This is a genomic window from Streptomyces sp. NPDC030862, from assembly GCF_055571835.1.
Genome location: NZ_JBVIEN010000010.1, coordinates 21,894 through 44,119, shown reverse-complemented (window position 1 = coordinate 44,119; position 22,226 = coordinate 21,894). Strand labels below are relative to the sequence as shown.

Here is a 22,226-nt window from a genome sequence, read left to right as displayed (position 1 = left end):
CGTCAGGACGCCCTGACCAGCGCGCGCCGGAGCCGCCGTGCCCGCCGGGTCAGCGCGTTGCGCGGCACGCGCAGGCCGCCCGGTACGCCGCCGGGGAGGCCGAGGACGGTCAGGCGGCGGCGCTTGAAGTAGCGGCGGGTCCGGGCGTCCAGGTGGGCGGCGAGGTAGCGCTCCGCCGCCGGGCGGAGGTCCGGGCGGACCTGGGGGCGCATCGCGAAGCCCACGGCGTGGAGGAGGCCGGTGAGGTCGTCCACGTCGTGGGTTTCGCCGGTCTCCAGGTCCGGCAGCAGCGCGTCCGCCAGCGTCACCGGCACCCGGTTGCTGTTCTGGTACGGGGTGAGCCGGTCCAGCAGGGGCTCCGTGCCCAGGCGGGCGACCGGGATGCCGTAGAAGCGGTCCGCCGTGAACAGCGCGGTCGAGAAGCAGGCCACCACCAGGTCGGGCCGCAGCCGCCGGAAGAGCACCTCTGCGAGGACGGGCCGGTCGCAGACGGTCAGTTCGGCGCCCAGCGCCGCCGCCTCCCGCTCCAGGGCCTGCGGCCAGGAGGCGGGCGCCACGGGGTGCGGCTTGAAGACGAGCCTGCGGTGCCCGCGCGCCACCGCGCCGCGCACCATCCGCAGGTGCAGGGCCTCCTCCTCGGCGGGGGAGAGGATCCCGAGCGCCGACAGGTACTGCCCGAGCAGCAACGCCCCGCCCTCCGCGTCCTCGTCCTCGGAAAGCCCGCCCTCCGCGAGCTCCTCCTCCGCCAGCTCGTCGACCACCTTGCGGAACGCCTCCGCCGGTACGGCCTCGGGCACGGCCCCGAACTCCGCCAGCAGCAGCGGCCGCAGGCCCGCCACCAGCTCCAGGTGCAGCAGCCGCCGCACCCGCTCGCCGACCAGCGGGTCCAGCTTCACGCGGGTGGGGCCGTAGCTCATCAGCCCGTCCGCGTACACGTCGACGGGCGCGTCCGGGAACAGCTGCGCGAGCGTGAGCGCGGGCGCGACCTGGAGGGACTCGACGGCCAGCTCCACCCGCTCGCCCTCCCCGAGCCCCCACAGCAGCCGCAGGTACCGCTCCCACAGCGGTACGTCGTCGGGGCGCGGCGACCAGCCGCCCGGGTGGAACGGCGCGATGGCCTCGTTCCACGACAGGACGGCGTCGAAGCGGGGGCGCAGCCGCTCGAAGCCGGGCATCCGGTCGAGCGGGACGGCCGTCTCGGGCGCGGCCGCGTTGTTGGCGACCAGCAGCAGCCGCCGGTCCGCCGGCGTCCCCGCGAAGCAGCCGCTGTCGAGCGCGGCGGCGAGCGTCACGGCCCCGTACAGCGTCGACGCGAGGAAGATGCGCGTGGTCACGCCGCCACCCCCGCCCGGAGGCCGGCCGGGCGCCGACGGAGCCTGCGCAGCAGCGACGCCCGCTCGTCGTCCATCGTGTCGAGGGCGTCTCTCAGCACGTCCTGCGGCAGGCGGCGCAGCGCCGCCGCGCTCCGGCCGCGCAGGGCGCGCGCGACCGGCCGTTCGAAGCGGTCGATCGCACCCACATGGTGCGCGATGATCGCGCAGTACGTGCGCACCGCTTTCGGCAGGAGCCGAGCGGAATCCGGATCAGCGGCCGTTTCCTCGATGACGAGGTCGAAAGCCCGGAGGAAATCCAACTGCCGCGCGTCGCCGATCTGGGTGAGGGAGGAGGAAACGCCCCGCCGGTAGAAAACACCGAGTGTGCTCACCGCCGCGAAGGAATCCGCCTCCCGGTGCAGCCGCCATATCCACGGCCGGTCCTCGGCGGTGCGCAGGCCGTCGGTGAAATGCAGCAGCCCCCGGTCGACGAGCCGCCGGTGGTACATGCCGGCCCACGCGTACGGATAGTCCACCGACGTGGACCGCTCGGCCGGCAGGATCGCGTCGCGCGGCCGCAGCACCTCCCCGCGCCGCCCCACCGGTACGCGGTGCACCGTCCGCGCCTTCCCCGTGCACTGCACGTGGTCCGTACGGATGAAGTCGCACCCCAACTCCTCTATTGCGGCGAGGAGTCGGGCCAGCTGGCCGGGCGCCAGCCAGTCGTCGCCGTCGAGGAAGGCGAGGTACTCGCCGCGCGCCGCGTCGATGCCGGTGTTGCGGGCGGTGGCGAGTCCGGCGTTGCGCTCGTGCCGCAACAGCACCGCCCCCGGGAGCGTGCGGGCGGCCCGCCGCAGGATGTCGTGCGTCGCATCCGTCGAACAGTCGTCGACGAGCAGGAATTCGAAGTCGTCGCGGGCGTTGGCCCGCAGACTTTCCAGGGTTTCCGGGGCGTATGTCTGCACGTTGTAGAACGGCACGACGACGGAGAGCTTGACCACCCGCCCGACACTAGGCGCGGCCCCGGCATTCGCCCTGACGGGTAAAGGGATGCGCGGTGAACGCTGAGCGGCGCGCTCCTTAACCGGATCGCCGGCCGAATGCCGCCCAGTGCTGTTCACCCTTTGTTGCGGCCCTGTTGGGCCGCGAAGCGGAATGCCTTCCTAACGTCCTCGGCGTGCCTTCCACACGTACCGGCAGCAGCAGCGCAGCGGTGCGGATCGCGGTCCTCGCGGATTCCGACACCCGCTGGAAGTGGGGCGCCCTCACCGCGCGCCGCCTCACCCCGCCCGGACCGGCTCCCGAGATCAGCGGCTACGTGCTGCGCGGCCGGGCCACCCCGACCGCCCGTCAGCTCGCCGAGGTCGGCGCCGGCATCGGCGTACCCCGCGAGGTGACCGGCGCGGAGTTCCTGCGCGCGGTACGGGACGAGGCGTACGACGTCGTCGTCCTCGCGCTCGTCGGCGGCACGGTCCAGGCGCTGCTGCACGGCCTGGCCGGGATGGCGCTGCCCCGCCGCCCGGTCGTCGTCACCGGCTACGTCGGCGTCGTGTACGAGAAGCTCGCCGACGGGCTGCTGCTGCGGCACGGCGCCGACGTCGTCCTCGCCAACTCGCGCCACGACGCCGAGCGCTTCCGGGCGGTGTACGAAGGCGTCGGCGCGGACGCGTCGGCGGTGGTGGAGGCCGCGCTGCCGTTCCTCGGCGGGGCGCCGTACGCGCCGCAGCCCGGCCGCGACACGGTGGTCTTCGCCGCGCAGCCGTCCGTGCCCGCGACCCGCGAGGAGCGCGCGTACCTGCTGCGCCGGCTGGTCGAGCACGCCCGGCTGCACCCGGACCGCGAGGTGCTGCTGAAGCTGCGCTCCAAGCCGGGCGAGCACACCACGCACCTGGAGGAGCACCCGTACCAGAAGCTGGCGCGCGGCCCGCTGCCGCCCAACCTCCGCCTGGTCCACGGCCACATGGGCGAGGTGCTCGACCGTACTGACCTGCTGGTCACGGTCTCGTCCACGGCCGCGCTGGAGGCCCTGCACCGGCGCGTCCCGACGGCCGTCCTGACCGACCTGGGCGTGCGCGAGGCGCTCGGCAACCACCACTTCCTCGGCTCGGGCCTGCTCACCTCCTGGGACGCCCTCGACGCCGGCCACCGCCCCACGCCCGACCCGACCTGGCTCGCCGCGCAGGGAGTCGCGCCGGACGGCTCGTACGCCACGGCCTTCGACGCCGCCCGCGCCCGGGTGCGGGAGCTGCTGGACCGGCCGGTGCCGCCGCCCCTCGCGCCGTACTACACGCAACGGACCGCCCCCGGCTACCTGCCCGGCGTCCTCGGCCGCCACCGCCTCGACACCGAGGCGGCGGCACCGGCGGCGTCCGCCGTCCGGCGCGTGCTGCGGGACGCGGCACGCGGGCTGTACCGCCACGGGGTGCAGCGGGTGGCCCCGGTGATCCGCCGCCTGGGGGAGCTGTGACCGCGCGCCCGGCCACGGTGCTGGCCGTCATACCCGCCCGGGGCGGCTCCAAGGGCGTCCCCGGCAAGAACCTCGCCCCGGTGGGCGGCGTCCCGCTGGTCGCCCGCGCGGTACGCGCCTGCCTCGCCGCCCACCGGGTGACCGACGTCGTCGTCTCCACCGACGACCCCGCCATCGCCTCCGCGGCCCGCGCGGCCGGCGCCCGGGCCGTCGAGCGCCCGGCCGCCCTCTCCGGCGACACCGCCACCAGCGAGGCGGCGGTCCTCCACGCGCTGGACGCCTTCGAGGAGCTCCACGGCCGCCGCGTCGACGTGGTGCTCCTGGTCCAGTGCACGAGCCCCTTCCTCACGGCGTACGACGTCGACGGCGTGGCCGCCGAGATCCAGGAGCGCGGCGCCGACACCGCCCTGACCGTCGCCCCGACGCACGGCTTCCTGTGGCACGCCCCCGCCGACCCCGCCGACCCCGACGGTGCCGACGGAGCCCGGGGCGCGCGGGGCGTCAACCACGACAAGGCCCACCGCCCCCGGCGCCAGGACCGCGAGCCCGAGTACCTGGAGACGGGCGCCGCGTACGGCATGGACGCGCGCGGGTTCCGCGCGCACCGGCACCGGTTCTTCGGGCGGACCGGGCTCGTCGTCACCGACCCCGCGCGCGTACTGGAGATCGACGACCCGCACGACCTCGCCCGCGCCCGCGCCCTCGCCCCGCTCCTCGACGAACCGGTCAGGCCGACCGCCGACGACGTCGACGCCGTGGTCCTCGACTTCGACGGCACCCAGACCGACGACCGGGTGCTCATCGACTCCGACGGCCGCGAGCTCGTCGCCGTACACCGGGGCGACGGGCTCGGCGTCGCCGCCCTGCGCCGCTCGGGCATCCGGCTGCTGATCCTGTCCACCGAGCGCAACCCCGTCGTCGCCGCCCGCGCCCGCAAGCTCGGCGTCCCCGTCCTGCACGGCGTCGACCGCAAGGACCTCGCGCTGAAGCAGTGGTGCGACGACCACGCCCTCGACCCCCAACGGGTGCTCTACGCCGGCAACGACGTCAACGACCTGCCCTGCTTCGGGCTCGTCGGCTGGCCCGTCGCCGTCGCGAACGCCCACGACGCCGTACGGGCCGCCGCCCGTGCCGTCACCGCGACACCCGGCGGCGCCGGCGCCATCCGCGAGATCGCCGCCTGGCTCCTCGGCCCCACCCTGCACGTCCTCCCCGCCACGTAAAGGAACCACGAACGTGAACTCCCGCCTGCGCACCATCGGACGCACGACCGTCGGCCCCGACCAGCCCGTCTACGTCACCGGCGAGATCGGCATCAACCACAACGGCGACCTCGACAAGGCGCTCGCCCTCATCGACGCCGCCGCCGACGCGGGCTGCGACGCCGTGAAGTTCCAGAAGCGCACCCCCGAGATCTGCACCCCCCGCGACCAGTGGGACGTCGAGCGCGACACGCCCTGGGGCCGCATGACGTACATCGACTACCGCCACCGCGTCGAGTTCGGCGAGGACGAGTACCGCGCCATCGACGAGCACTGCCGTGCACGCGGCATCGACTGGTTCGCCTCCCCGTGGGACACCGAGGCCGTCGCGTTCCTGGAGAAGTTCGACCCGCCCGCCCACAAGGTCGCCTCCGCGTCCCTCACCGACGACGAGCTGCTGCGCGCCCTGCGCGCCACCGGCCGGACCGTCATCCTCTCCACCGGCATGTCCACCCCGCGCCAGATCCGCCACGCCGTGGAGGTCCTCGGCAGCGACACCATCCTGCTGTGCCACGCCACCTCCACGTACCCCGCGAAGGCCGAGGAGCTGAACCTGCGCGTGATCCGGTCCCTCATGCGTGACTACCCCAACATCCCCATCGGCTACAGCGGCCACGAGACCGGCCTCCAGACCACCCTCGCCGCCGTCGCCCTCGGTGCCTGCTTCGTCGAGCGCCACATCACCCTGGACCGCGCCATGTGGGGCTCCGACCAGGCCGCCTCCGTCGAGCCCGGCGGCCTCACCCGCCTCGTACGCGACATCCGCACCATCGAGACCGCCCTCGGCGACGGGATCAAGAAGGTCTACGAGTCCGAACTCGCTCCCATGAAGAAGCTCCGCCGCGTCCCGGCCACGGTATGACCGCCGAGCACCCGGCCCCCTGCCTGGCTTTCGTGGAGAGCCCGGTCCAGCTGCTCAACGTCCTGGAGTGGGCCCACCACACCGGGCGGCCGCGCCTCACCGTCGTCGTCCTGCCGCCCACCGACCCCATGTCACGGGGCCAGCTGCGCCGCATGGCCGGCCTCGCCCGGGACGAGGGCGTCACCGTCCGCTGGCAGGAGGCCCGCCTCGGGCGCGGCGCCCTGCCGCGCACCCTGCGGGAGCTGGCGCCGCTGCTGCGCGGCGCGGAGCGCGTGCTCGTCGGCGACCCGTTCTCGCGGTACGTGCAGCTGCTGCTGACGCTCTTCGGGCCGCGCGCCGTCACCGTCGTGGACGACGGCACGGCGACGATGGAGTTCGCGGAGCGGCTGGCGCGCGGCGAGCGGCTCGTCCGCTGGCACCGGCGCGGCCGCGGCCTCACCCCGCGCGAGCTGGCCCTGGCGCCGGTGACCGCCCTCGCCCGCCACAGGCTCGCCCCCGGACGGCGGCGGGCCGTGGAGGTCTTCACCGCCCTGCCGGTCGAGGCGCCGCCGGGCGCCACCGTCACGCCGAACCGCTTCGCCTGGACCCGCGAGCGCTTCGGGCCGCCGCGGGTGAGCGGGGGCGCGGACCTGGTCGGCACCTCGCTCGTCGAGACGGGCGTGGTGGAGCAGGAGCCGTACGTGGCGGCCGTCGCCGCCCTCGCCGCGGCGCACGGCGCGACCCGGTACTTCGCGCACCGCCGCGAGAGCGTCGAGAAGCTGCACCGCATCGCCGCCGGGACCGGCCTGGAGATCGTGCGCCCGGAGCTCCCGCTGGAGCTGATCGCCCGGCGCGGCCCGATCGGCCGTACCGTGCTGAGCTTCCCCTCCACGGTCGTCCACACCCTCCCGCTGGCGCTGGCCGGCACCGGGGTCCGGATCGCGGTGTGCGAGGTGGCGCCGGAGTGGCTGCGGGCGAGCGCGTCGCCGCGGGCGCGCGGGTTCCTGGCGGCGGTGACGGAGTCGGCACGCACGGCACACGGACCGGGCCTCACGGTCGCGTGAGCGGCGAGGGAGCGGCGACCGGGCGGCGATCGAGCGGAGATCGAAAAAAGGTCGAAAACGCGTGAGCTTACCCACTTCGCTCGCCGCTCAAGCCCGCCCAACCAGGTTTCTTTCCCCTAACGGGCTGAAGTTTTGTAGATCACACGTTAGTTGAGGGGGGAACGCGCCTACCCTGTCATGGGTGAACAAGTTGATGTCCCGCGACCCCGAAACCGACGTTCCCGGCGAAACACCTCTGCTCGGAGCGCTGCCCGACGCGCTGCGCGCCGAGCTGATCGCCTTCCGCCGGGACGTGCACATGCACCCCGAGCTCGGTTTCCAGGAATTCCGTACGACGGCCGCGCTCAAGACCCGCCTGGAGGCGGCCGGGCTGCGCCCGCGGGTGCTGCCCGGCGGTACGGGGCTGACGTGTGACATCGGCAGAGGGGACGGCGCGCGTCCCATGCTCGCCATCCGCGCGGACATCGACGCGCTGCCCATCCCCGACACCAAGACGGACGTGCCGTACCGCTCCACCGTGCCGGACCGCGCGCACGCCTGCGGCCACGACGTCCACACGACGGTGGTCCTGGGCGCCGGGCTCGTCCTGGCGGACCTGGACCGGCAGGGGCTGCTGCCGCAGCCCGTGCGGCTGATCTTCCAGCCCGCCGAGGAGGTGCTGCCCGGCGGCGCGGTCGAGGCGATCGACGCCGGCGCGCTGGACGGCGTGGGCCGGATCATCGCCGTGCACTGCGACCCGCGCGTCGACGCCGGGCGCATCGGACTGCGCACCGGGGCCATCACCTCGGCGTGCGACCGCCTGGAGGTCACCCTCGCGGGCCCCGGCGGCCACACCGCGCGCCCTCACCTGACGACGGACCTCGTCACCGCGGCCGCCCGCGTGGCGACCGACGCGCCCGCCGTCCTCGCCCGCCGTATCGACGCCCGCGCCGGGCTGGCCCTCACGTGGGGCCGCATCGAGTGCGGCCACGCGCCGAACGTCATCCCGCAGCACGCCGAGCTCGGCGGCACCGTGCGCTGCCTGGACCTGGCGGCCTGGCGCGACGCCCCGGACCAGGTGTACGCCGCGATCGACGAGGTGGCGACGCTGCACGGCGCGAAGTGCCAGATCGAGTACGTGCGCGGCGTCCCGCCGGTCGTCAACGACGCGACCGTGGCGGGCCTGCTGCAGGACGCGATGACCCGGCGCTACGGGGCGTACACCATCGAGGACACCGAGCAGAGCCTCGGCGGCGAGGACTTCTCCTGGTACCTCGAGCACGTCCCGGGCGCCATGGCCCGCCTGGGCGTCCGCCGCCCCGGCGACCCCGCCAAGCACGACCTCCACCGCGGCGACTTCGACGTGGACGAGTCCGCCATCAAGGTGGGAGTCGAACTCTTCACGGCGGCGGCGCTGCTCGACGCCGAGCGCTTGGCCTAGGCCCGGAGCCCTTCGGGGCGGGGGCGGGGCCCCTCCGGGCTCGACTCTCCCCAGGGGGTGAACACCCCCGGAGGGGCGGCTCCTTCGATACGGGGTGTCGTCGCGTCACTACGCCGCGCCGCGCGGCCGAAAGGCGCCGTACCGCCCGCCGCTACGCCAACGACGTGGGCTGTTCGCGTCGATCTGGTAACGGCTACCGAACAGGCCTTTACCTGACATCTACGCGCGTTACGATCGCCGCGAAACCAGCGCCGGAAGTGGCGCTTCGGTCAGGTCGAAGGAGCCCCCCTTGCGCCGGATCACCAGGATCGCAACCGTCAGTGTTGCCTCCGCGGCACTCGCGCTCAGCGCCACCGCGTGTGGCGGAAAGTCGTCGGACACCGCTTCCGGCGGCGACCCCAAGGCGGCCATCGCGTACGACATCGGCGGCCGCGGTGACCAGTCCTTCAACGACGCCGCCTTCGCCGGCCTGGAGAGGGCCGAGAAGGACCTCGGCGTCAAGGGCACCGAGGCGGAGCCCAGCGAGGGCGAGGGCGACCCGGACAAGGTCCAGCGCCTTACCGAGCTGGCCCGCGCCGGCAACAACCCGGTCATCGGCGTCGGCTTCGCCTACGCGCCGGCCATCGCCGAGGTCGCGCCGAAGTTCCCGAAGACCACCTTCGGCCTCATCGACGACACGTCCAAGACCGGCAAGAACATCGCCAACCTGGTCTTCAACGAGGAGCAGGGCTCCTACCTGGCCGGCGTCGCCGCCGCCAAGGTGACCAAGTCCAAGACGGTCGGCTTCATCGGCGGTGTCGAGACCCCGCTGATCAAGAAGTTCGAGGCGGGCTTCGTCCAGGGCGTCAAGGACACCAACAAGGACGTCAACGTCAAGGTCCAGTACCTGACGCAGCCGCCGGACTTCGGTGGCTTCTCGAAGCCGGACCTTGGCAAGGCCGCCGCGCAGGGCCAGATCGACGCGGGCGCCGACGTGGTGTACGCCGCCGCGGGCCTCGCCGGCTCGGGCTCCATCGAGGCCGCCGCCAAGGCCAAGAAGTGGGCCATCGGCGTCGACTCCGACCAGTACAACCAGAAGGGCCTCGCCGCCTACAAGGAGTACATCCTCACCTCGGTGACCAAGGACGTCTCCGACTCCGTCTTCAACCTGATCAAGTCGGTCAAGGACGGCAAGCCGCAGTCCGGTGAGATCCGCTACGGCCTGGACAAGGACGGCGTCGGCCTGTCCACGTCGAACCCGGCCTACACCAAGATGACCGACGTGGTCGCCGCGGTGGACAAGGCCAAGGCCGACATCATCGCCAAGAAGATCACGGTCAAGACCGCCCCGTAACGGCGCGGCCGGAACAGCCTGGTTCCGCGGGTCCGGAGAGTGCGGCGCGAGCCGCCTCTCCGGACCCGGGCCATGTCCCGCCCCCGGTTTTTTCCATTCGGGATCGCTACGCGCGTAGAGCCCCGCGTGTCGCGATAGCTTCGAAGGCCATCCCCCCTGCCCTCCGCTCCTTTCCCGCCAAGGAGAGTGCGTCATCAACGCGTCCAGTCCGTCATCGCCGCCGGCTGCGTCGGCCGCCGCCGTAGAGCTGCGCGGCATCACCAAGCGCTTCCCCGGCGTCGTGGCCAACCACGACATCGACATCACCATCCGCAAGGGCACCGTCCACGCCCTGATCGGTGAGAACGGGGCCGGCAAGTCGACCCTGATGAAGATCCTCTACGGCATGCAGAAGCCGGACGAGGGCACCATCACCATCGACGGCAAGCGGGTCTCCTTCTCCAGCCCCGCCGACGCCATCGCCATCGGCATCGGCATGGTCCACCAGCACTTCATGCTGGCCGACAACCTCACGGTGCTGGAGAACGTCGTCCTCGGCAGCGAGAAGCTGTACGGCATCGGGGGCAAGGCCCGTAAGAAGATCATGGAGATCTCGGAGGCGTACGGGCTGAACATCCGCCCGGACGTGCTCGTCGAGCAGCTGGGCGTCGCCGACCGCCAGCGCGTGGAGATCCTGAAGGTCCTCTACCGCGGCGCCCGCACCCTCATCCTCGACGAGCCGACCGCCGTGCTCGTCCCGCAGGAGGTCGACGCGCTCTTCGCCAACCTGCGGGAGCTCAAGGCGGAGGGCCTCACCGTCATCTTCATCTCGCACAAGCTGGGCGAGGTGCTCTCCGTCGCCGACGACATCACCGTCATCCGGCGCGGTACGACGGTGGGCACGGCCGACCCGCGCACCGCCACCACCAAGCAGCTCGCCGAGCTGATGGTCGGCGCCGAGCTGCCGTCGCCGGAGACCCGCGAGTCGACGGTCACGGACGTGCCGATGCTGCGCGTGCAGGATCTGCGGCTGGCGGAGACGGACCCGGACGGCATCGTCCGCGAGGTCCTGGCGGGCATCGACTTCACCATCCACAAGGGCGAGGTCATGGGCATCGCCGGCGTCGAGGGCAACGGCCAGACCGAGCTCATCGAGGCCCTGATCGGCCTGCGCGACCCCGACGGCGGCGTCATCACGCTCGACGGCACCGACATCTCCCACGCGCCGACCCGCAAGCGCCGGGAGGGCGGCATCGGGTACATCCCCGAGGACCGCCACCGCCACGGCCTGCTGCTGGAGTCCCCGCTCTGGGAGAACCGCATCCTCGGCCACGTCACCGAGGAGCCCAACAGCAAGCGCGGCATCCTCGACCTCAAGGCCGCCCGCAAGGACACCGAGCGGATCGTGCGCGAGTACGACGTCCGCACCCCCGGCATCGAGGTCACCGCGGCCTCCCTCTCCGGCGGCAACCAGCAGAAGCTGATCGTCGGCCGCGAGATGAGCCACAACCCCAAGTTCCTCATCGCCGCCCACCCCACCCGCGGTGTGGACGTCGGCGCCCAGGCGCAGATCTGGGACCAGATCCGCGCGGCGCGCCGCGAGGGCCTGGCGGTGCTGCTGATCTCCGCCGACCTGGACGAGCTCATCGGGCTCTCCGACACCCTGCGGGTGATGTACCGCGGCCGGCTGGTCGCGGACGCCGACCCCGCCACGATCACCCCGGAGGAGCTGGGCTCGGCCATGACCGGCGCCGCGACCGGCCACCTGGAGCACCACGACGAGACCCCGAACGGTGAGGGCCGATGAAGAAGTTCCAGAAGGACCGGCTGATCCTGGGCCTGGCCGGCCCGGCGCTCGCGCTGGTCGTGGCCTTCCTGCTCACCTCCGTGGTGCTGCTGGTCTCGGACCGTGACCCGATCGAGCCGTACCGGATCATGTTCCAGAGCCTGGAGTTCACCGACATCCAGGTCCTGATCCTCAACCAGACCGGCACGTACTACCTCGCCGCGCTGGCGGTCGCCATCGGCTTCCGGATGAACCTGTTCAACATCGGTGTCGACGGCCAGTACCGCCTCGCGGTGATGCTGGCGGCGGTCGTCGGTGCGGCGGTCGAGCTGCCCGGCCCGCTCCACATCCTGCTGATCGTCCTCGTCGCGATGCTCGTCGGCGCGATGTGGGCCGGTATCGCGGGCATCCTGAAGACCACCCGCGGCGTCAGCGAGGTCGTCTCCACGATCATGCTGAACGCCATCGCCACCAGCCTGATCGCCTGGATGATCCTGCCCGCCAACCTCGGCGTGCAGCCGCCCGGCTCCAACGACCTCACCACCGGTGAGATCGCCGAGTCCGGCTGGATGCCGGGCCTCGACGTGGACGGCGGCACCATCTACGGCTTCACCTTCGTCGCCTTCGCGCTGGGTGTCGTCTACTGGTTCGTCCTCAGCCGCACCCGCTTCGGCTTCGACCTGCGCGCCACCGGCGCGAGCGGTTCCGCCGCCCAGGCGAGCGGTGTCGACGCCAAGCGGATGGTCCTCACCGCCATGCTGATCTCCGGCGCGGTCGCCGGCCTGGCCGGCATGCCGATGCTGCTCGGCCAGACCCACACGTACAGCCTGAGCTTCCCGGTCGGTGTCGGCTTCACGGGCATCACGATCGCGCTGCTGGGCCGCAACAGCCCCGTCGGCATCTTCTTCGCCGCACTGCTCATCGCCTTCCTCGACAAGGCGTCGGCCTCCCTCGACCAGTACGGCTTCGAGAAGGAGATCGCCATGATCATGCAGGGCCTGATCGTGATCTCGGTCGTCGTCGCGTACGAGCTGGTCCGGCAGTACGGCCTGCGCCGACAGCAGCAGAAGGTGGGCGAGGAGCTCGCCGCCCAGGCCCGACTGAAGAAGGAGGACGTGGCAGCATGAGCGAGTCCACGAGCACTGTCACGGCCGCTGCCGCGGCGCCCAAGAAGGGCGGCGGACGCCGCAAGCTGTCCCTTCCCGTCATCCTGCTGATCATCGCGGGCGGCCTCGCGCTGTTCTCGCTGGTCCGCGTCATCAGCGGTGCCGACGACCTCACCTCCGTGGGCCAGATCTCCGGCGCCCTCCAGCTGGCCGTCCCCATCGGTCTGGCGGGCCTCGGCGGCCTGTGGTCCGAGCGGGCCGGCGTGGTCAACATCGGCCTCGAAGGCATGATGATCATGGGTACCTGGTTCGGCGCCTGGGCCGGCTACCAGTGGGGCCCGTGGACCGGTGTCGCCCTCGGCATCCTGGGCGGCGCGCTCGGCGGCGTCCTGCACGCGGTCATGACGGTCACCTTCAACGTCAACCACATCGTCTCCGGTGTGGCCATCACCATCCTGGCCACCGGCGCCACCCGCTACCTGTCGAACTTCACCTTCGCCGAGACCCCGGGCGGCTCATCCAAGCAGTCCCCGCGCATCGACCGCGTCACCGACATCACCATCCCCGGGCTGTCGGACGGGCTGGCCGACCTCCAGGCCAAGCACTGGTTCTTCGTCTCCGACCTCGCGGGCCTGCTCGGCGGTCTGGTCACCAACCTGTCGCTGCTCACCGTCGTCGCGCTGCTGCTCGTCCCCGCCTCCTGGTGGATCCTGTGGCGCACCGGCTTCGGCCTGCGGCTGCGCTCCTGCGGTGAGAACCCGGTGGCCGCCGAGTCCCTCGGCGTCAACGTCTACAAGTACAAGTACATCGCCGTGATCGTCTCCGGCGCCCTCGCGGGCCTCGGCGGCGCCTTCCTCGCCATCGTCTCCACCGGCATCTACCAGGAGGGTCAGACCGGCGGCCGCGGCTACATCGGCCTCGCCGCGATGATCTTCGGCAACTGGATGCCCGGCGGCCTCGCGCTCGGCGCCGGACTCTTCGGCTTCACCGACAGCCTCAAGCTGCGCGGCGGCGCCGAGAACGTGCACGCGATGCTCCTGCTGCTGGCGATCCTGCTCGTCGCGCTCGTCATCTGGCAGCTGTACAAGAAGAAGTACGTCTCCGCCGCCATCTCGGCCGTCGTCGCCGCGCTGCTGTTCGTCTGGTACGCGGGCACCGACAAGCTGCCCAGCCAGTTCGTGGACGCCGCGCCCTACGTCACCACCCTGCTGGTGCTGGCCCTGTCCGCGCAGCGGCTGCGCATGCCGAAGGCGGACGGCATGCCGTACAAGAGGGGCCAGGGCAAGTGACGGCCGACGACCTCTGGGAGCCCCTGCGCGACGCCGCGAGGGAGGCCATGGCGCACGCGTACGCCCCCTACTCGGGGTACGCGGTCGGCGCGGCCGCCCTCGCGGACGACGGCCGCACGGTCACCGGCTGCAACGTGGAGAACGCCTCGTACGGCATCGGCCTGTGCGCCGAGTGCGGTCTGGTCTCCCAGCTCCAGGCCACGGGCGGCGGCCGGCTCACGCACTTCGTGTGCGTGGACGGCCGCGGCGAGGTGCTGGTGCCGTGCGGCCGGTGCCGTCAGCTGCTGTACGAGTTCGGCGGCGACGAGCTGCTGCTGGACACCCCCGCCGGGGTCCTCACCCTCGCCGAGATGCTCCCCCAGGCCTTCGGCCCCCAGCACCTCGCCTAGGGGGCGTCTCGCCGGTCAGGCCGGGCCGGCCTGATCGACACGACGCCCCGCAGAAGCCACTGGAAGGAAACACCCACCCCATGGACGCGATTTCCGTCATCCGCACCAAGCGGGACGGGGGCGAGCTGAGCCCCGAGCAGATCGACTGGGTCATCGACGCGTACACGCGCGGCGTCGTCGCGGACGAGCAGATGTCGGCGCTGGCGATGGCGATCCTGCTCAACGGCATGAACCGTACGGAGATCGCCCGCTGGACCGCCGCGATGATCGCCAGCGGCGAGCGCATGGACTTCTCGTCCCTCTCCCGCCCGACCGCCGACAAGCACTCGACGGGCGGCGTCGGCGACAAGATCACGCTGCCGCTCGCCCCGCTGGTCGCCGCGTGCGGCGCGGCCGTGCCGCAGCTCTCCGGCCGGGGCCTCGGCCACACCGGCGGCACGCTCGACAAGCTGGAGTCCATCCCCGGCTGGCGGGCGCTGCTCTCCAACGAGGAGATGCTCCACGTCCTCGACACCACGGGCGCGGTCATCTGCGCGGCCGGCGACGGGCTCGCCCCCGCCGACAAGAAGCTGTACGCGCTGCGCGACGTCACCGGCACGGTCGAGGCGATCCCGCTGATCGCCTCCTCGATCATGTCCAAGAAGATCGCCGAGGGCACCGGCTCGCTGGTCCTGGACGTCAAGGTCGGCTCCGGCGCCTTCATGAAGAACATCGACGACGCCCGCGAACTGGCCTCCACCATGGTGGGCCTGGGCACCGACCACGGTGTGAAGACGGTCGCCCTCCTCACCGACATGGCGACGCCGCTCGGCCTGACGGCGGGCAACGCCCTGGAGGTCCGCGAGTCCGTCGAGGTCCTCGCGGGCGGCGGCCCCGCCGACGTCGTCGAGCTCACCCTCGCGCTCGCCCGCGAGATGCTCGACGCCGCCGGCCTCAAGGACGCCGACCCGGCGAAGGCCCTCGCGGACGGCTCCGCGATGGACGTCTGGCGCCGCATGATCGCCACCCAGGGCGGCGACCCGGACGCCCCGCTCCCGGTCGCCCGCGAACAGCACGTCGTCACGGCCCCCGCCTCGGGCGTCCTCACCCGCCTCGACGCGTACGGCGTCGGCGTCGCCGCCTGGCGCCTCGGCGCGGGCCGCGCCCGCAAGGAGGACCCGGTCCAGGCGGGCGCGGGCATCGAGCTGCACGCCAAGCCGGGCGACACCGTCACGGCGGGCCAGCCCCTGCTGACCCTCCACACGGACACACCGGAGAAGTTCGACTACGCCCTGCAGTCCCTGGCCGGCACGTACGACATCGCGGCCGAGGGCACGGCGTACGAGCCGAGCCCGGTGGTGCTGGAGCGCATCGCCTGACACGCGGACGGCTGAACGGGACCGATGGACCTCCATCGGTCCCGTTCGGCATGCCACCGATGAGTTCGCGGCCCGGAACGGGTCTCCCCCCATGTGGACACCACCGAGCCGCTCGTCTTCCGCCTCACCGGGCCCATCGGTTCCGACGACGCGCCCCGGCTCTGCGCCGAGCTGGCCGAGCTGCTCGACGGCGCGGGGGCCGGGGTGCCCGTCGACTGCGACGTCGGCGGGGTCATCCGGCCCGGCCTCGACGCCGTCGAGGCACTCGCGCGGCTGCGGCTCACCGCGCAGCGGCTCGGCCACCCCCTGACCGTCCGGGGAGCGGCGCCCGGGCTGCGGGCGCTGCTCGGGCTCGTCGGGCTGGAGGCGCTCCTCACGCCTCCAGGCGGTCCGGGAGGTCGAACAACGGGAACCAGCGCTTCACGTCCAGGAACGACGTGATGCCCGAGACCTTCCCGTCCACGATCTCGATGACCATGAGCGCCCACGGGCTGAAACCGCCCTCCGGGTCCGGGTGGTAGTGCGCGAACGCCGGCGTGCCGTTCGCCACGACCGGCACCAGACGCGAGCCGCGGCAGACCTCGCCGACGCCGAGCATCCAGCCCACGATGTCGTCGTGGCCCCGCAGCCACAGGTCGTAGGGCGGCATGGAGAGCGTCGCGTCCTCGTGGAGGAGGGCGGTCAGGGCCTCCATGTCGTACCCCTCGAAGGCCGCGACGTAGCGCTCGAGGAGCTGCTTCTGCTCCTCGTCGAGCGGATCGGCCACGTCCGTGTCGGCCGGGGGCGACTCCGCCAGCGTCGCCCGCGCCCGCTGCAGCGCGCTGTTGACCGACGCGACCGACGTACCGAGGAGCTCCGCCACCTCGCTCGCCTTCCACGCCAGCACCTCGCGCAGGATCAGCACCGCCCGCTGCTTGGGCGGCAGGTGCTGCAGCGCGGCCACGAACGCCAGCCGCACGGTCTCGCGCGACACGGCCGTCTCCGCCGGGTCCGCCACCGACGGCAGCACCCGCCCGTCCGGCACCGGCTCCAGCCAGATGAGCTCCGGACGGGCGTTGAGCTGCGCCTGCGCCACCGGCGTCGGGGCCGTCAGGTCCATCGGCCGGGCCCGGCGGTTCCCGGCGTTCAGCGCGTCCAGGCACACGTTCGTCGCGATGCGGTACAGCCACGACCGCAGGGACGAGCGCCCCTCGAACGAGTCGATGGAGCGCCACGCCCGGACCATCGTGTCCTGCACCGCGTCCTCGGCCTCGAAGGCCGACCCCAGCATGCGGTAGCAGTACCCGGTCAGCTCGGTCCGGTACTCCTCCAGCCGGTCCTGCACGGCCACATCGCCCATGATGTCCACCCCTGTCGCGCTTCCCTGCCTCACTCACGGAAGCTACAGGAGGCCACTGACACCCGGGGTCAGGTTCCCGGCTTCCGCCCGTAGACGAACACGTCGTCCCCGTTGCGCAGCAGGTTCCAGTACGCCTTCGCGTCCGCCGGCCGCAGGTTGACGCAGCCGCCCGAACCCGGCGGGTTGTGCATGGACTTCTCGACCGAGTGGAAGGCCTGCCCGCCGTCGAAGAACTGCGCGTACGGCATCCACACCTTGTAGATCGTCGACCAGTGCTTGATGGCGCGGTGGTAGACCCGCTTGGCGCCGGTCCGGGTCTCCGCGCCGTCCCGCCCCGTGCGCACCGGCACCGGACCGTACGTCAGCTTCGCGCCGTCCTGGATCCAGCTCAGCTGCCGCGTGAGGTCCACGCACGCGATCCGGCCCTTGTTCGTCGGGCACGCGCCCGCCTTGTTGGGCGTCTTGCCGGCCGCCCGCTGCGCCAGCATCGTGTTCATGGTCTGCCACGTCAGGGGTCCGGCGTACCCCGCCGACGGCGTTATCCCGTGCGCCTTCTGGAACGACTGGATGGCCTTGCAGTCGGCCGGCGACTGCCTGCCGTCCACCGGCCGCCCGAGGAACTTCTCCACCTGCTTCTGGTACGGCCCCGTCTGCGTCGTACAGGACGCCGCCGCCTGCGCGGGAGCGGCGGCCAGTGCGACCGTCAACGGCACGACCAGCCCCGTGAGTCCGAGGGTGACCCCCACCCCTCTGCGTATGCGCTTCCCACCCACGTACACCAACCCCCATCCGGTTCGGTGCGGTTGTTATGCCCTTAGGACGCTCCGGGAAGCCGCGCGGTTGTACGTACGCCGCGATTCACGCTCCTGTACGCGCGCGCTGTGCGTGCCGTACAGGGTGACGGACACGACGCCGAGGACGGCGACGAGCCCCAGCAGGACCGTGCCCGCCCAGCCGCCCGCGTGGAAGGCGACCGCGCCGAGCGTGCCGCCCGCGCTGCTGCCCAGGTAGTACGCCGACTGGTAGAGCGCCGACGCCTGCGCGCGGCCCGTCTTCGCCGTACGGCTCACGGAGGACGAGGCGACCGCGTGGCCCGCGAAGAAGCCCGCCGTGATGAGGACCAGGCCGGCCAGGACGGCGGCCAGCGCGTCCGACAGGGAGAGCAGCAGGCCCGCCGCGGTGGTGGTCACCGCCAGGTACAGCGCGCCGCGCCGCCCGAGCCGTCCCACCAGCTTGCCGGCCGCGGCCGACGACACCGTACCCACCAGGTAGATGAGGAAGATGGAGCCGATCACGCCCTGCGGGAGCGAGAACGGCGACTCGACCAGCCGGTAGCCGATCACCGTGTAGACGGCGCCGAAGACCGTCATGAACAGGGCGCCGATCGCGTACAGGCGCATCAGCAGCGGGTCCGCCAGGTGGACGCGCACGGCCTTCGCCAGCGCGCGCGGGCGCAGCGACCCCGGCGCGAAGTGGCGCGCCTTCGGCAGCATCAGCCGGAACACCACCGCGCACACCAGCGCCATCACGCCGACCGCGGCCAGCGCGGCGCGCCAGCCCCAGAGCTGGGCCGCCCAGCCGGTGACGATCCGGCCGCTCATGCCGCCGATGGAGTTGCCCGCCACGAACAGGCCGATCGCGGCGACCAGCGCCTTGGGCCGCACCTCCTCCGCCAGGTACGCCATCGCCGACGCGGGCAGGCCCGCGAGCGCGGCGCCCTGGACGGCGCGCAGCGCCACCAGCCAGGAGAGGTCCGGCGCGAACGGTACGAGGAGGCCGACGGCGACCGCGACCGCGAGGGAGGCGGTCATCAGGGTCCGGCGCCCGAAGCGCTCCGACAGGGCGCTCAGCGGCAGCACGCACAGCGCGAGCGCGCCGGTCGCGGCGGAGACGGTCCAGCTGGCCGCCGAGGCGCTCACGCCGAAGTCGGCGGAGACGGCGGGGAGCAGGGCCTGGGTCGAGTAGAGGAGGGCGAAGGCGGCGACTCCGGCGGCGAAGAGCGCGAAGCTCATCCGGCGGTAGCCGGGGCGGCCGGGGGCAAGGCGAGTGTCGGCGACCGCGTCGGTGGCGGCCGCCTTGGTACTGGCGGAAGGCATACGACGACGGTAGGCACACCTGTTTCATGCGTCCAATGCATGGAACGGCTTTAATCGTTCCCATGGCGCATCAACACAGCTCACGGGAGTGGCTGTCACCGAACAGTAACGAAGAAGACATGGGGCTGCTGCTCGCGCCGCGCCTCGCGTACTTCGCGGCGGTCGCCCGCCACGAGCACGTGACGCGCGCCGCGCACGAACTCGGCGTCCCGCAGTCGACGTTGTCGCGGGCCGTGGTCCGCCTCGAAGAGGACCTGGGCGTGACGCTGTTCGCGCGCAAGGGCCGCACCGTCTCGCTGACCCCCGCCGGGCGCACCTTCCTCGCCTCCGCCGAGCGCGCGCTGGCCGAGGTGGAGCGCGCCGCCGACACCGTACGCGCCGACGCGGACCCCGCCGCCGGGCGGGTCGCCTTCGGATTCCTGCACACCATGGGCTCGGAGACCGTACCCGAGCTGATCCGCGCCTTCCGCGTGGACCACCCCAAGGTGCGGTTCACCCTCGTCCAGAACTACGGCGAGGCCATGATCGAGCGGCTGCGCTCCGGGGAGTTGGACCTGTGCCTGACCTCCCCCGTCCCCGACGCCCCGGACCTGGTCACCCGGCGCCTCGACGAGCAGCGGCTGCGGCTCGTCGTCCCCGACGACCACCGCCTCGCCGGCCGCAAGCGGGTCCGGCTCGCCGAGGCCGCCGACGAAACCTTCGTCACCCTGGAGCCCGGCTACGGCCTGCGCCGCATCACCGACGCGCTCTGCGCCGAAGCGGGGTTCTCGCCGCGCGTCGCCTTCGAGGGCGAGGAGGCCGAGACCCTGCGCGGCCTGGTCGCGGCCGGCCTCGGCGTCGCCCTCCTGCCGCCCCCGGCGGTCCCGCGCCCCGGCGTCGTCGAACTGACGGTGACGGCCCCGCGCGCGGCCCGCGAGATCGGCGTCGCCTGGCTCGACGGCCACCCGGACACCCCGCCGGTGGCGGCCTTCAAGCGCTTCCTGCTGTCCCGGCGGGGCCGCCTGATCGACGAATCGGCGTGAGCGGGCGCGCGCGGCCGGCGACCCGGGCAGCCCGGTGGAGCGGCGCCCCGAAGGCCCCTACCGCCGCATCAGCGCCCGCCCGAACCCCGACGCCAGCGGCATCCGCAGCCCCAGCGGCGGCGGGGCCGCCAGCGCGTCGGCGACGGGGCGCGCGTACGGGCGCGAGAACAGCGCACCCAGGACGAAGTCGGCCGCCAGGGCGAGGACTTCACCGCGGTGCTCGCGCAGGGCGTGGCCGTCCGAGTGGACCTCGAAGCGGCAGGTGTCGCGGTTGACCTTCTTCGCGCGGTCGGCGAGGCGGTAGGACGACTCGGGGTCCGTGCGCGCGTCGTTCGTGCCGTGCACGATCATCACGTGCCGTCCCGCGAGCTGCTTCACCGGTTCGGGGCTGGCCGCCACGTCCTGCTCCGGCAGCCACGGCGCCAGCGCCAGCACGGAGTTGACGGCCGTGTGCCCCGCCGCGCGCAGCGCCGCCCGGCCGCCCATGCCGTGGCCGGCCAGACAGACCGGCACGTCGCCGTACCGCCGCACCACCTCCGAGGCCGCCCACGCGGCGTCCGCCGCGAGCAGCGCGTCGGCGCCGTTCCACCCGCGGCCCCGGTAGCGCACCACATGCGCCACGAGCCCCTCCGCCCGGCCCTCGCGCGCCAGCCGCCGCGCCAGCGGCAGACACGCCGCGCGCGCCAGCGCCGAGGGCCCGCGCCCGGACGCGGGCGCGCCGTCCGGCAGGAGCAGCACCACACCCCCCACCGCCGGCACCCCGGCCCCGACGGGCCGGCCCAACCGAGGAGCACGCGCGCCGCTCGTTCCTACGAGTGCGTGGTTCGCCATGGCAGAACAGTCTCAGAAGTCGAGATGTACTCCATCCGTACGGGCGGTCACTGTTGCGTATCGACGCCGAACAACCCTCCTTCTACGCGCGTAGGGGCTAGAGTTCGAAAATGACGAGCTCCATCCCCAACCTCCCGACCACCGACCAGATCCGCCGCGCGCCCAAGGTGCTGCTCCACGACCACCTCGACGGCGGACTGCGGCCCGGCACCGTCGTCGAACTGGCCCGGGACGCCGGGTACGGCGCGCTTCCCGAGACCGACGCCGACAGGCTCGGCGTCTGGTTCCGCGAAGCCGCCGACTCCGGCTCCCTGGAGCGCTACCTGGAGACCTTCGCGCACACCTGCGCCGTCATGCAGACCCGCGAGGCCCTCGTCCGCGTCGCCGCCGAGTGCGCCGAGGACCTCGCCGCGGACGGCGTCGTCTACGCCGAGGTGCGGTACGCGCCCGAGCAGCACCTGGAACAGGGCCTGACCCTGGAGCAGGTCGTCGAAGCCGTCAACGAGGGCTTCCGCCTCGGCGAGCAGCGTGCCCGGGCGGCCGGGCACCGCATCCGCGTCGGCGCCCTGCTGACCGCCATGCGGCACGCCGCCCGGGCCCTGGAGATCGCCGAGCTGGCCAACCGCTACCGCGATCGCGGCGTCGTCGGCTTCGACATCGCGGGCGCCGAGGCGGGCTTCCCGCCCACCCGCCACCTCGACGCCTTCGAATACCTCAAGCGTGAGAACAACCACTTCACCATCCACGCGGGCGAGGCGTTCGGCCTGCCGTCCATCTGGCAGGCGCTCCAGTGGTGCGGCGCCGACCGCCTCGGCCACGGGGTGCGGATCATCGACGACATCGAGGTCGCCGACGACGGCACCGTCGTGCTCGGGCGGCTCGCCGCGTACGTGCGCGACAAGCGCATCCCGCTGGAGATGTGCCCGACGTCCAACCTCCAGACCGGCGCCGCCGCCTCGTACGCCGAGCACCCGATCGGCCTGCTGCGCCGGCTGCATTTCCGGGTGACCGTCAATACGGACAACCGCCTCATGTCCGGCACGAGCATGAGCCGGGAATTCGAGCGGCTGGTCGAGACGTTCGGCTACACGCTCGATGACATGCAGTGGTTCACAGTCAATGCGATGAAATCAGCATTCATTCCTTTCGACGAACGCCTGGCCATGATCAACGATGTGATCAAGCCCGGTTACGCCGAGCTCAAGTCCGAATGGCTGTTCACGCAAACCGCTGCGACCAGCGGTTCCGCCTCCTGAACCACCTCGCGGACGGTGACCGGAAACGGTCGGGGCGTGCACGACCCGGCCGTTTCCGGTGTTTGCGGAGATCGC

At 72.7% G+C, this 22,226-nt stretch carries 20 protein-coding genes; 14 read left to right on the top strand and 6 right to left on the bottom strand.

Going from position 1 to position 22,226, the window contains the following annotated elements; genetic code table 11:
* Positions 1 to 2: 2 nt before the first annotated feature.
* Both ACZ42X_RS25665 and ACZ42X_RS25660 read right to left on the bottom strand, forming a co-directional pair.
* Positions 3 to 1,334, bottom strand: a complete 1,332-nt coding sequence (locus ACZ42X_RS25665) for a polysialyltransferase family glycosyltransferase (protein ID WP_468294545.1) — start codon at positions 1,332 to 1,334, stop codon at positions 3 to 5.
* The gene (locus ACZ42X_RS25660) at positions 1,331 to 2,314 is read right to left on the bottom strand and encodes a glycosyltransferase family 2 protein (RefSeq protein WP_468294542.1); all 984 of its coding nucleotides are present in this window, start codon (positions 2,312 to 2,314) and stop codon (positions 1,331 to 1,333) included. The genes ACZ42X_RS25665 and ACZ42X_RS25660 overlap by 4 nt, the downstream gene beginning before the upstream one ends.
* 176 nt (positions 2,315 to 2,490) lie before the next feature.
* Here ACZ42X_RS25660 and ACZ42X_RS25655 point away from each other — a divergent pair, with 176 nt between their 5' ends.
* From ACZ42X_RS25655 to ACZ42X_RS25600, 12 genes are all read left to right on the top strand, one after another.
* On the top strand, positions 2,491 to 3,780 hold the full coding sequence (locus ACZ42X_RS25655; protein WP_468294539.1) for a DUF6716 putative glycosyltransferase: 1,290 nt from the start codon (positions 2,491 to 2,493) through the stop codon (positions 3,778 to 3,780).
* The gene (locus ACZ42X_RS25650) at positions 3,777 to 5,003 is read left to right on the top strand and encodes a cytidylyltransferase domain-containing protein (protein WP_468294536.1); all 1,227 of its coding nucleotides are present in this window, start codon (positions 3,777 to 3,779) and stop codon (positions 5,001 to 5,003) included. Before ACZ42X_RS25655 ends, ACZ42X_RS25650 begins: the two co-directional genes overlap by 4 nt.
* A gap of 13 nt (positions 5,004 to 5,016) precedes the next feature.
* The gene (locus ACZ42X_RS25645) at positions 5,017 to 5,904 is read left to right on the top strand and encodes an N-acetylneuraminate synthase family protein (protein WP_468294533.1); all 888 of its coding nucleotides are present in this window, start codon (positions 5,017 to 5,019) and stop codon (positions 5,902 to 5,904) included.
* Positions 5,901 to 6,947: a hypothetical protein gene (locus ACZ42X_RS25640; RefSeq protein WP_468294530.1), complete on the top strand. Its 1,047-nt coding sequence runs from the start codon at positions 5,901 to 5,903 to the stop codon at positions 6,945 to 6,947. The genes ACZ42X_RS25645 and ACZ42X_RS25640 overlap by 4 nt, the downstream gene beginning before the upstream one ends.
* 193 nt (positions 6,948 to 7,140) lie before the next feature.
* Positions 7,141 to 8,367, top strand: a complete 1,227-nt coding sequence (locus ACZ42X_RS25635; RefSeq protein WP_468295186.1) for an amidohydrolase — start codon at positions 7,141 to 7,143, stop codon at positions 8,365 to 8,367.
* Between the two features lie 289 nt (positions 8,368 to 8,656).
* Entirely contained in the window at positions 8,657 to 9,700 is a 1,044-nt protein-coding gene (locus ACZ42X_RS25630) for a BMP family lipoprotein (RefSeq protein WP_468294527.1), read from the top strand.
* Between the two features lie 193 nt (positions 9,701 to 9,893).
* Entirely contained in the window at positions 9,894 to 11,486 is a 1,593-nt protein-coding gene (locus ACZ42X_RS25625) for an ABC transporter ATP-binding protein (protein WP_468295185.1), read from the top strand.
* Entirely contained in the window at positions 11,483 to 12,592 is a 1,110-nt protein-coding gene (locus ACZ42X_RS25620; protein ID WP_468294525.1) for an ABC transporter permease, read from the top strand. Before ACZ42X_RS25625 ends, ACZ42X_RS25620 begins: the two co-directional genes overlap by 4 nt.
* Positions 12,589 to 13,860: an ABC transporter permease gene (locus ACZ42X_RS25615; protein WP_468294522.1), complete on the top strand. Its 1,272-nt coding sequence runs from the start codon at positions 12,589 to 12,591 to the stop codon at positions 13,858 to 13,860. The genes ACZ42X_RS25620 and ACZ42X_RS25615 overlap by 4 nt, the downstream gene beginning before the upstream one ends.
* Positions 13,857 to 14,249 carry a cytidine deaminase gene (locus ACZ42X_RS25610; protein ID WP_468294519.1) on the top strand — a complete coding sequence of 131 codons (393 nt, stop codon included), beginning with the start codon at positions 13,857 to 13,859 and terminating at the stop codon, positions 14,247 to 14,249. The genes ACZ42X_RS25615 and ACZ42X_RS25610 overlap by 4 nt, the downstream gene beginning before the upstream one ends.
* Before the next feature lie 80 nt (positions 14,250 to 14,329).
* Complete coding sequence (locus tag ACZ42X_RS25605; protein ID WP_468294516.1) at positions 14,330 to 15,607, top strand: thymidine phosphorylase; 1,278 nt, start codon at positions 14,330 to 14,332, stop codon at positions 15,605 to 15,607.
* A gap of 93 nt (positions 15,608 to 15,700) precedes the next feature.
* A complete protein-coding gene (locus tag ACZ42X_RS25600; protein ID WP_468294513.1) occupies positions 15,701 to 16,048 on the top strand; it encodes an STAS domain-containing protein in 348 nt (115 codons plus the stop codon).
* Here ACZ42X_RS25600 and ACZ42X_RS25595 read toward each other — a convergent pair.
* From ACZ42X_RS25595 to ACZ42X_RS25585, 3 genes are all read right to left on the bottom strand, one after another.
* Positions 15,981 to 16,946, bottom strand: coding sequence for a sigma-70 family RNA polymerase sigma factor (locus ACZ42X_RS25595; RefSeq protein WP_468294510.1), 966 nt, complete (start codon positions 16,944 to 16,946; stop codon positions 15,981 to 15,983). The genes ACZ42X_RS25600 and ACZ42X_RS25595 overlap by 68 nt on opposite strands.
* A gap of 68 nt (positions 16,947 to 17,014) precedes the next feature.
* Entirely contained in the window at positions 17,015 to 17,665 is a 651-nt protein-coding gene (locus ACZ42X_RS25590) for a L,D-transpeptidase family protein (protein ID WP_468295182.1), read from the bottom strand.
* 87 nt (positions 17,666 to 17,752) lie between these two features.
* Complete coding sequence (locus ACZ42X_RS25585) at positions 17,753 to 19,042, bottom strand: MFS transporter (RefSeq protein ID WP_468294507.1); 1,290 nt, start codon at positions 19,040 to 19,042, stop codon at positions 17,753 to 17,755.
* 62 nt (positions 19,043 to 19,104) lie between these two features.
* Between ACZ42X_RS25585 and ACZ42X_RS25580 the strand changes: the two genes are divergently transcribed.
* The gene (locus ACZ42X_RS25580) at positions 19,105 to 20,064 is read left to right on the top strand and encodes a LysR family transcriptional regulator (protein WP_361420867.1); all 960 of its coding nucleotides are present in this window, start codon (positions 19,105 to 19,107) and stop codon (positions 20,062 to 20,064) included.
* Between the two features lie 57 nt (positions 20,065 to 20,121).
* Here the strand turns inward: ACZ42X_RS25580 and ACZ42X_RS25575 are convergent, their stop codons facing one another.
* Positions 20,122 to 20,895, bottom strand: a complete 774-nt coding sequence (locus tag ACZ42X_RS25575) for an alpha/beta fold hydrolase (RefSeq protein ID WP_468294504.1) — start codon at positions 20,893 to 20,895, stop codon at positions 20,122 to 20,124.
* A gap of 110 nt (positions 20,896 to 21,005) precedes the next feature.
* On the opposite strand from ACZ42X_RS25575, the gene ACZ42X_RS25570 reads away from it, so the two are divergent.
* A complete protein-coding gene (locus ACZ42X_RS25570) occupies positions 21,006 to 22,151 on the top strand; it encodes an adenosine deaminase (RefSeq protein ID WP_468294501.1) in 1,146 nt (381 codons plus the stop codon).
* Positions 22,152 to 22,226: the final 75 nt, after the last annotated feature.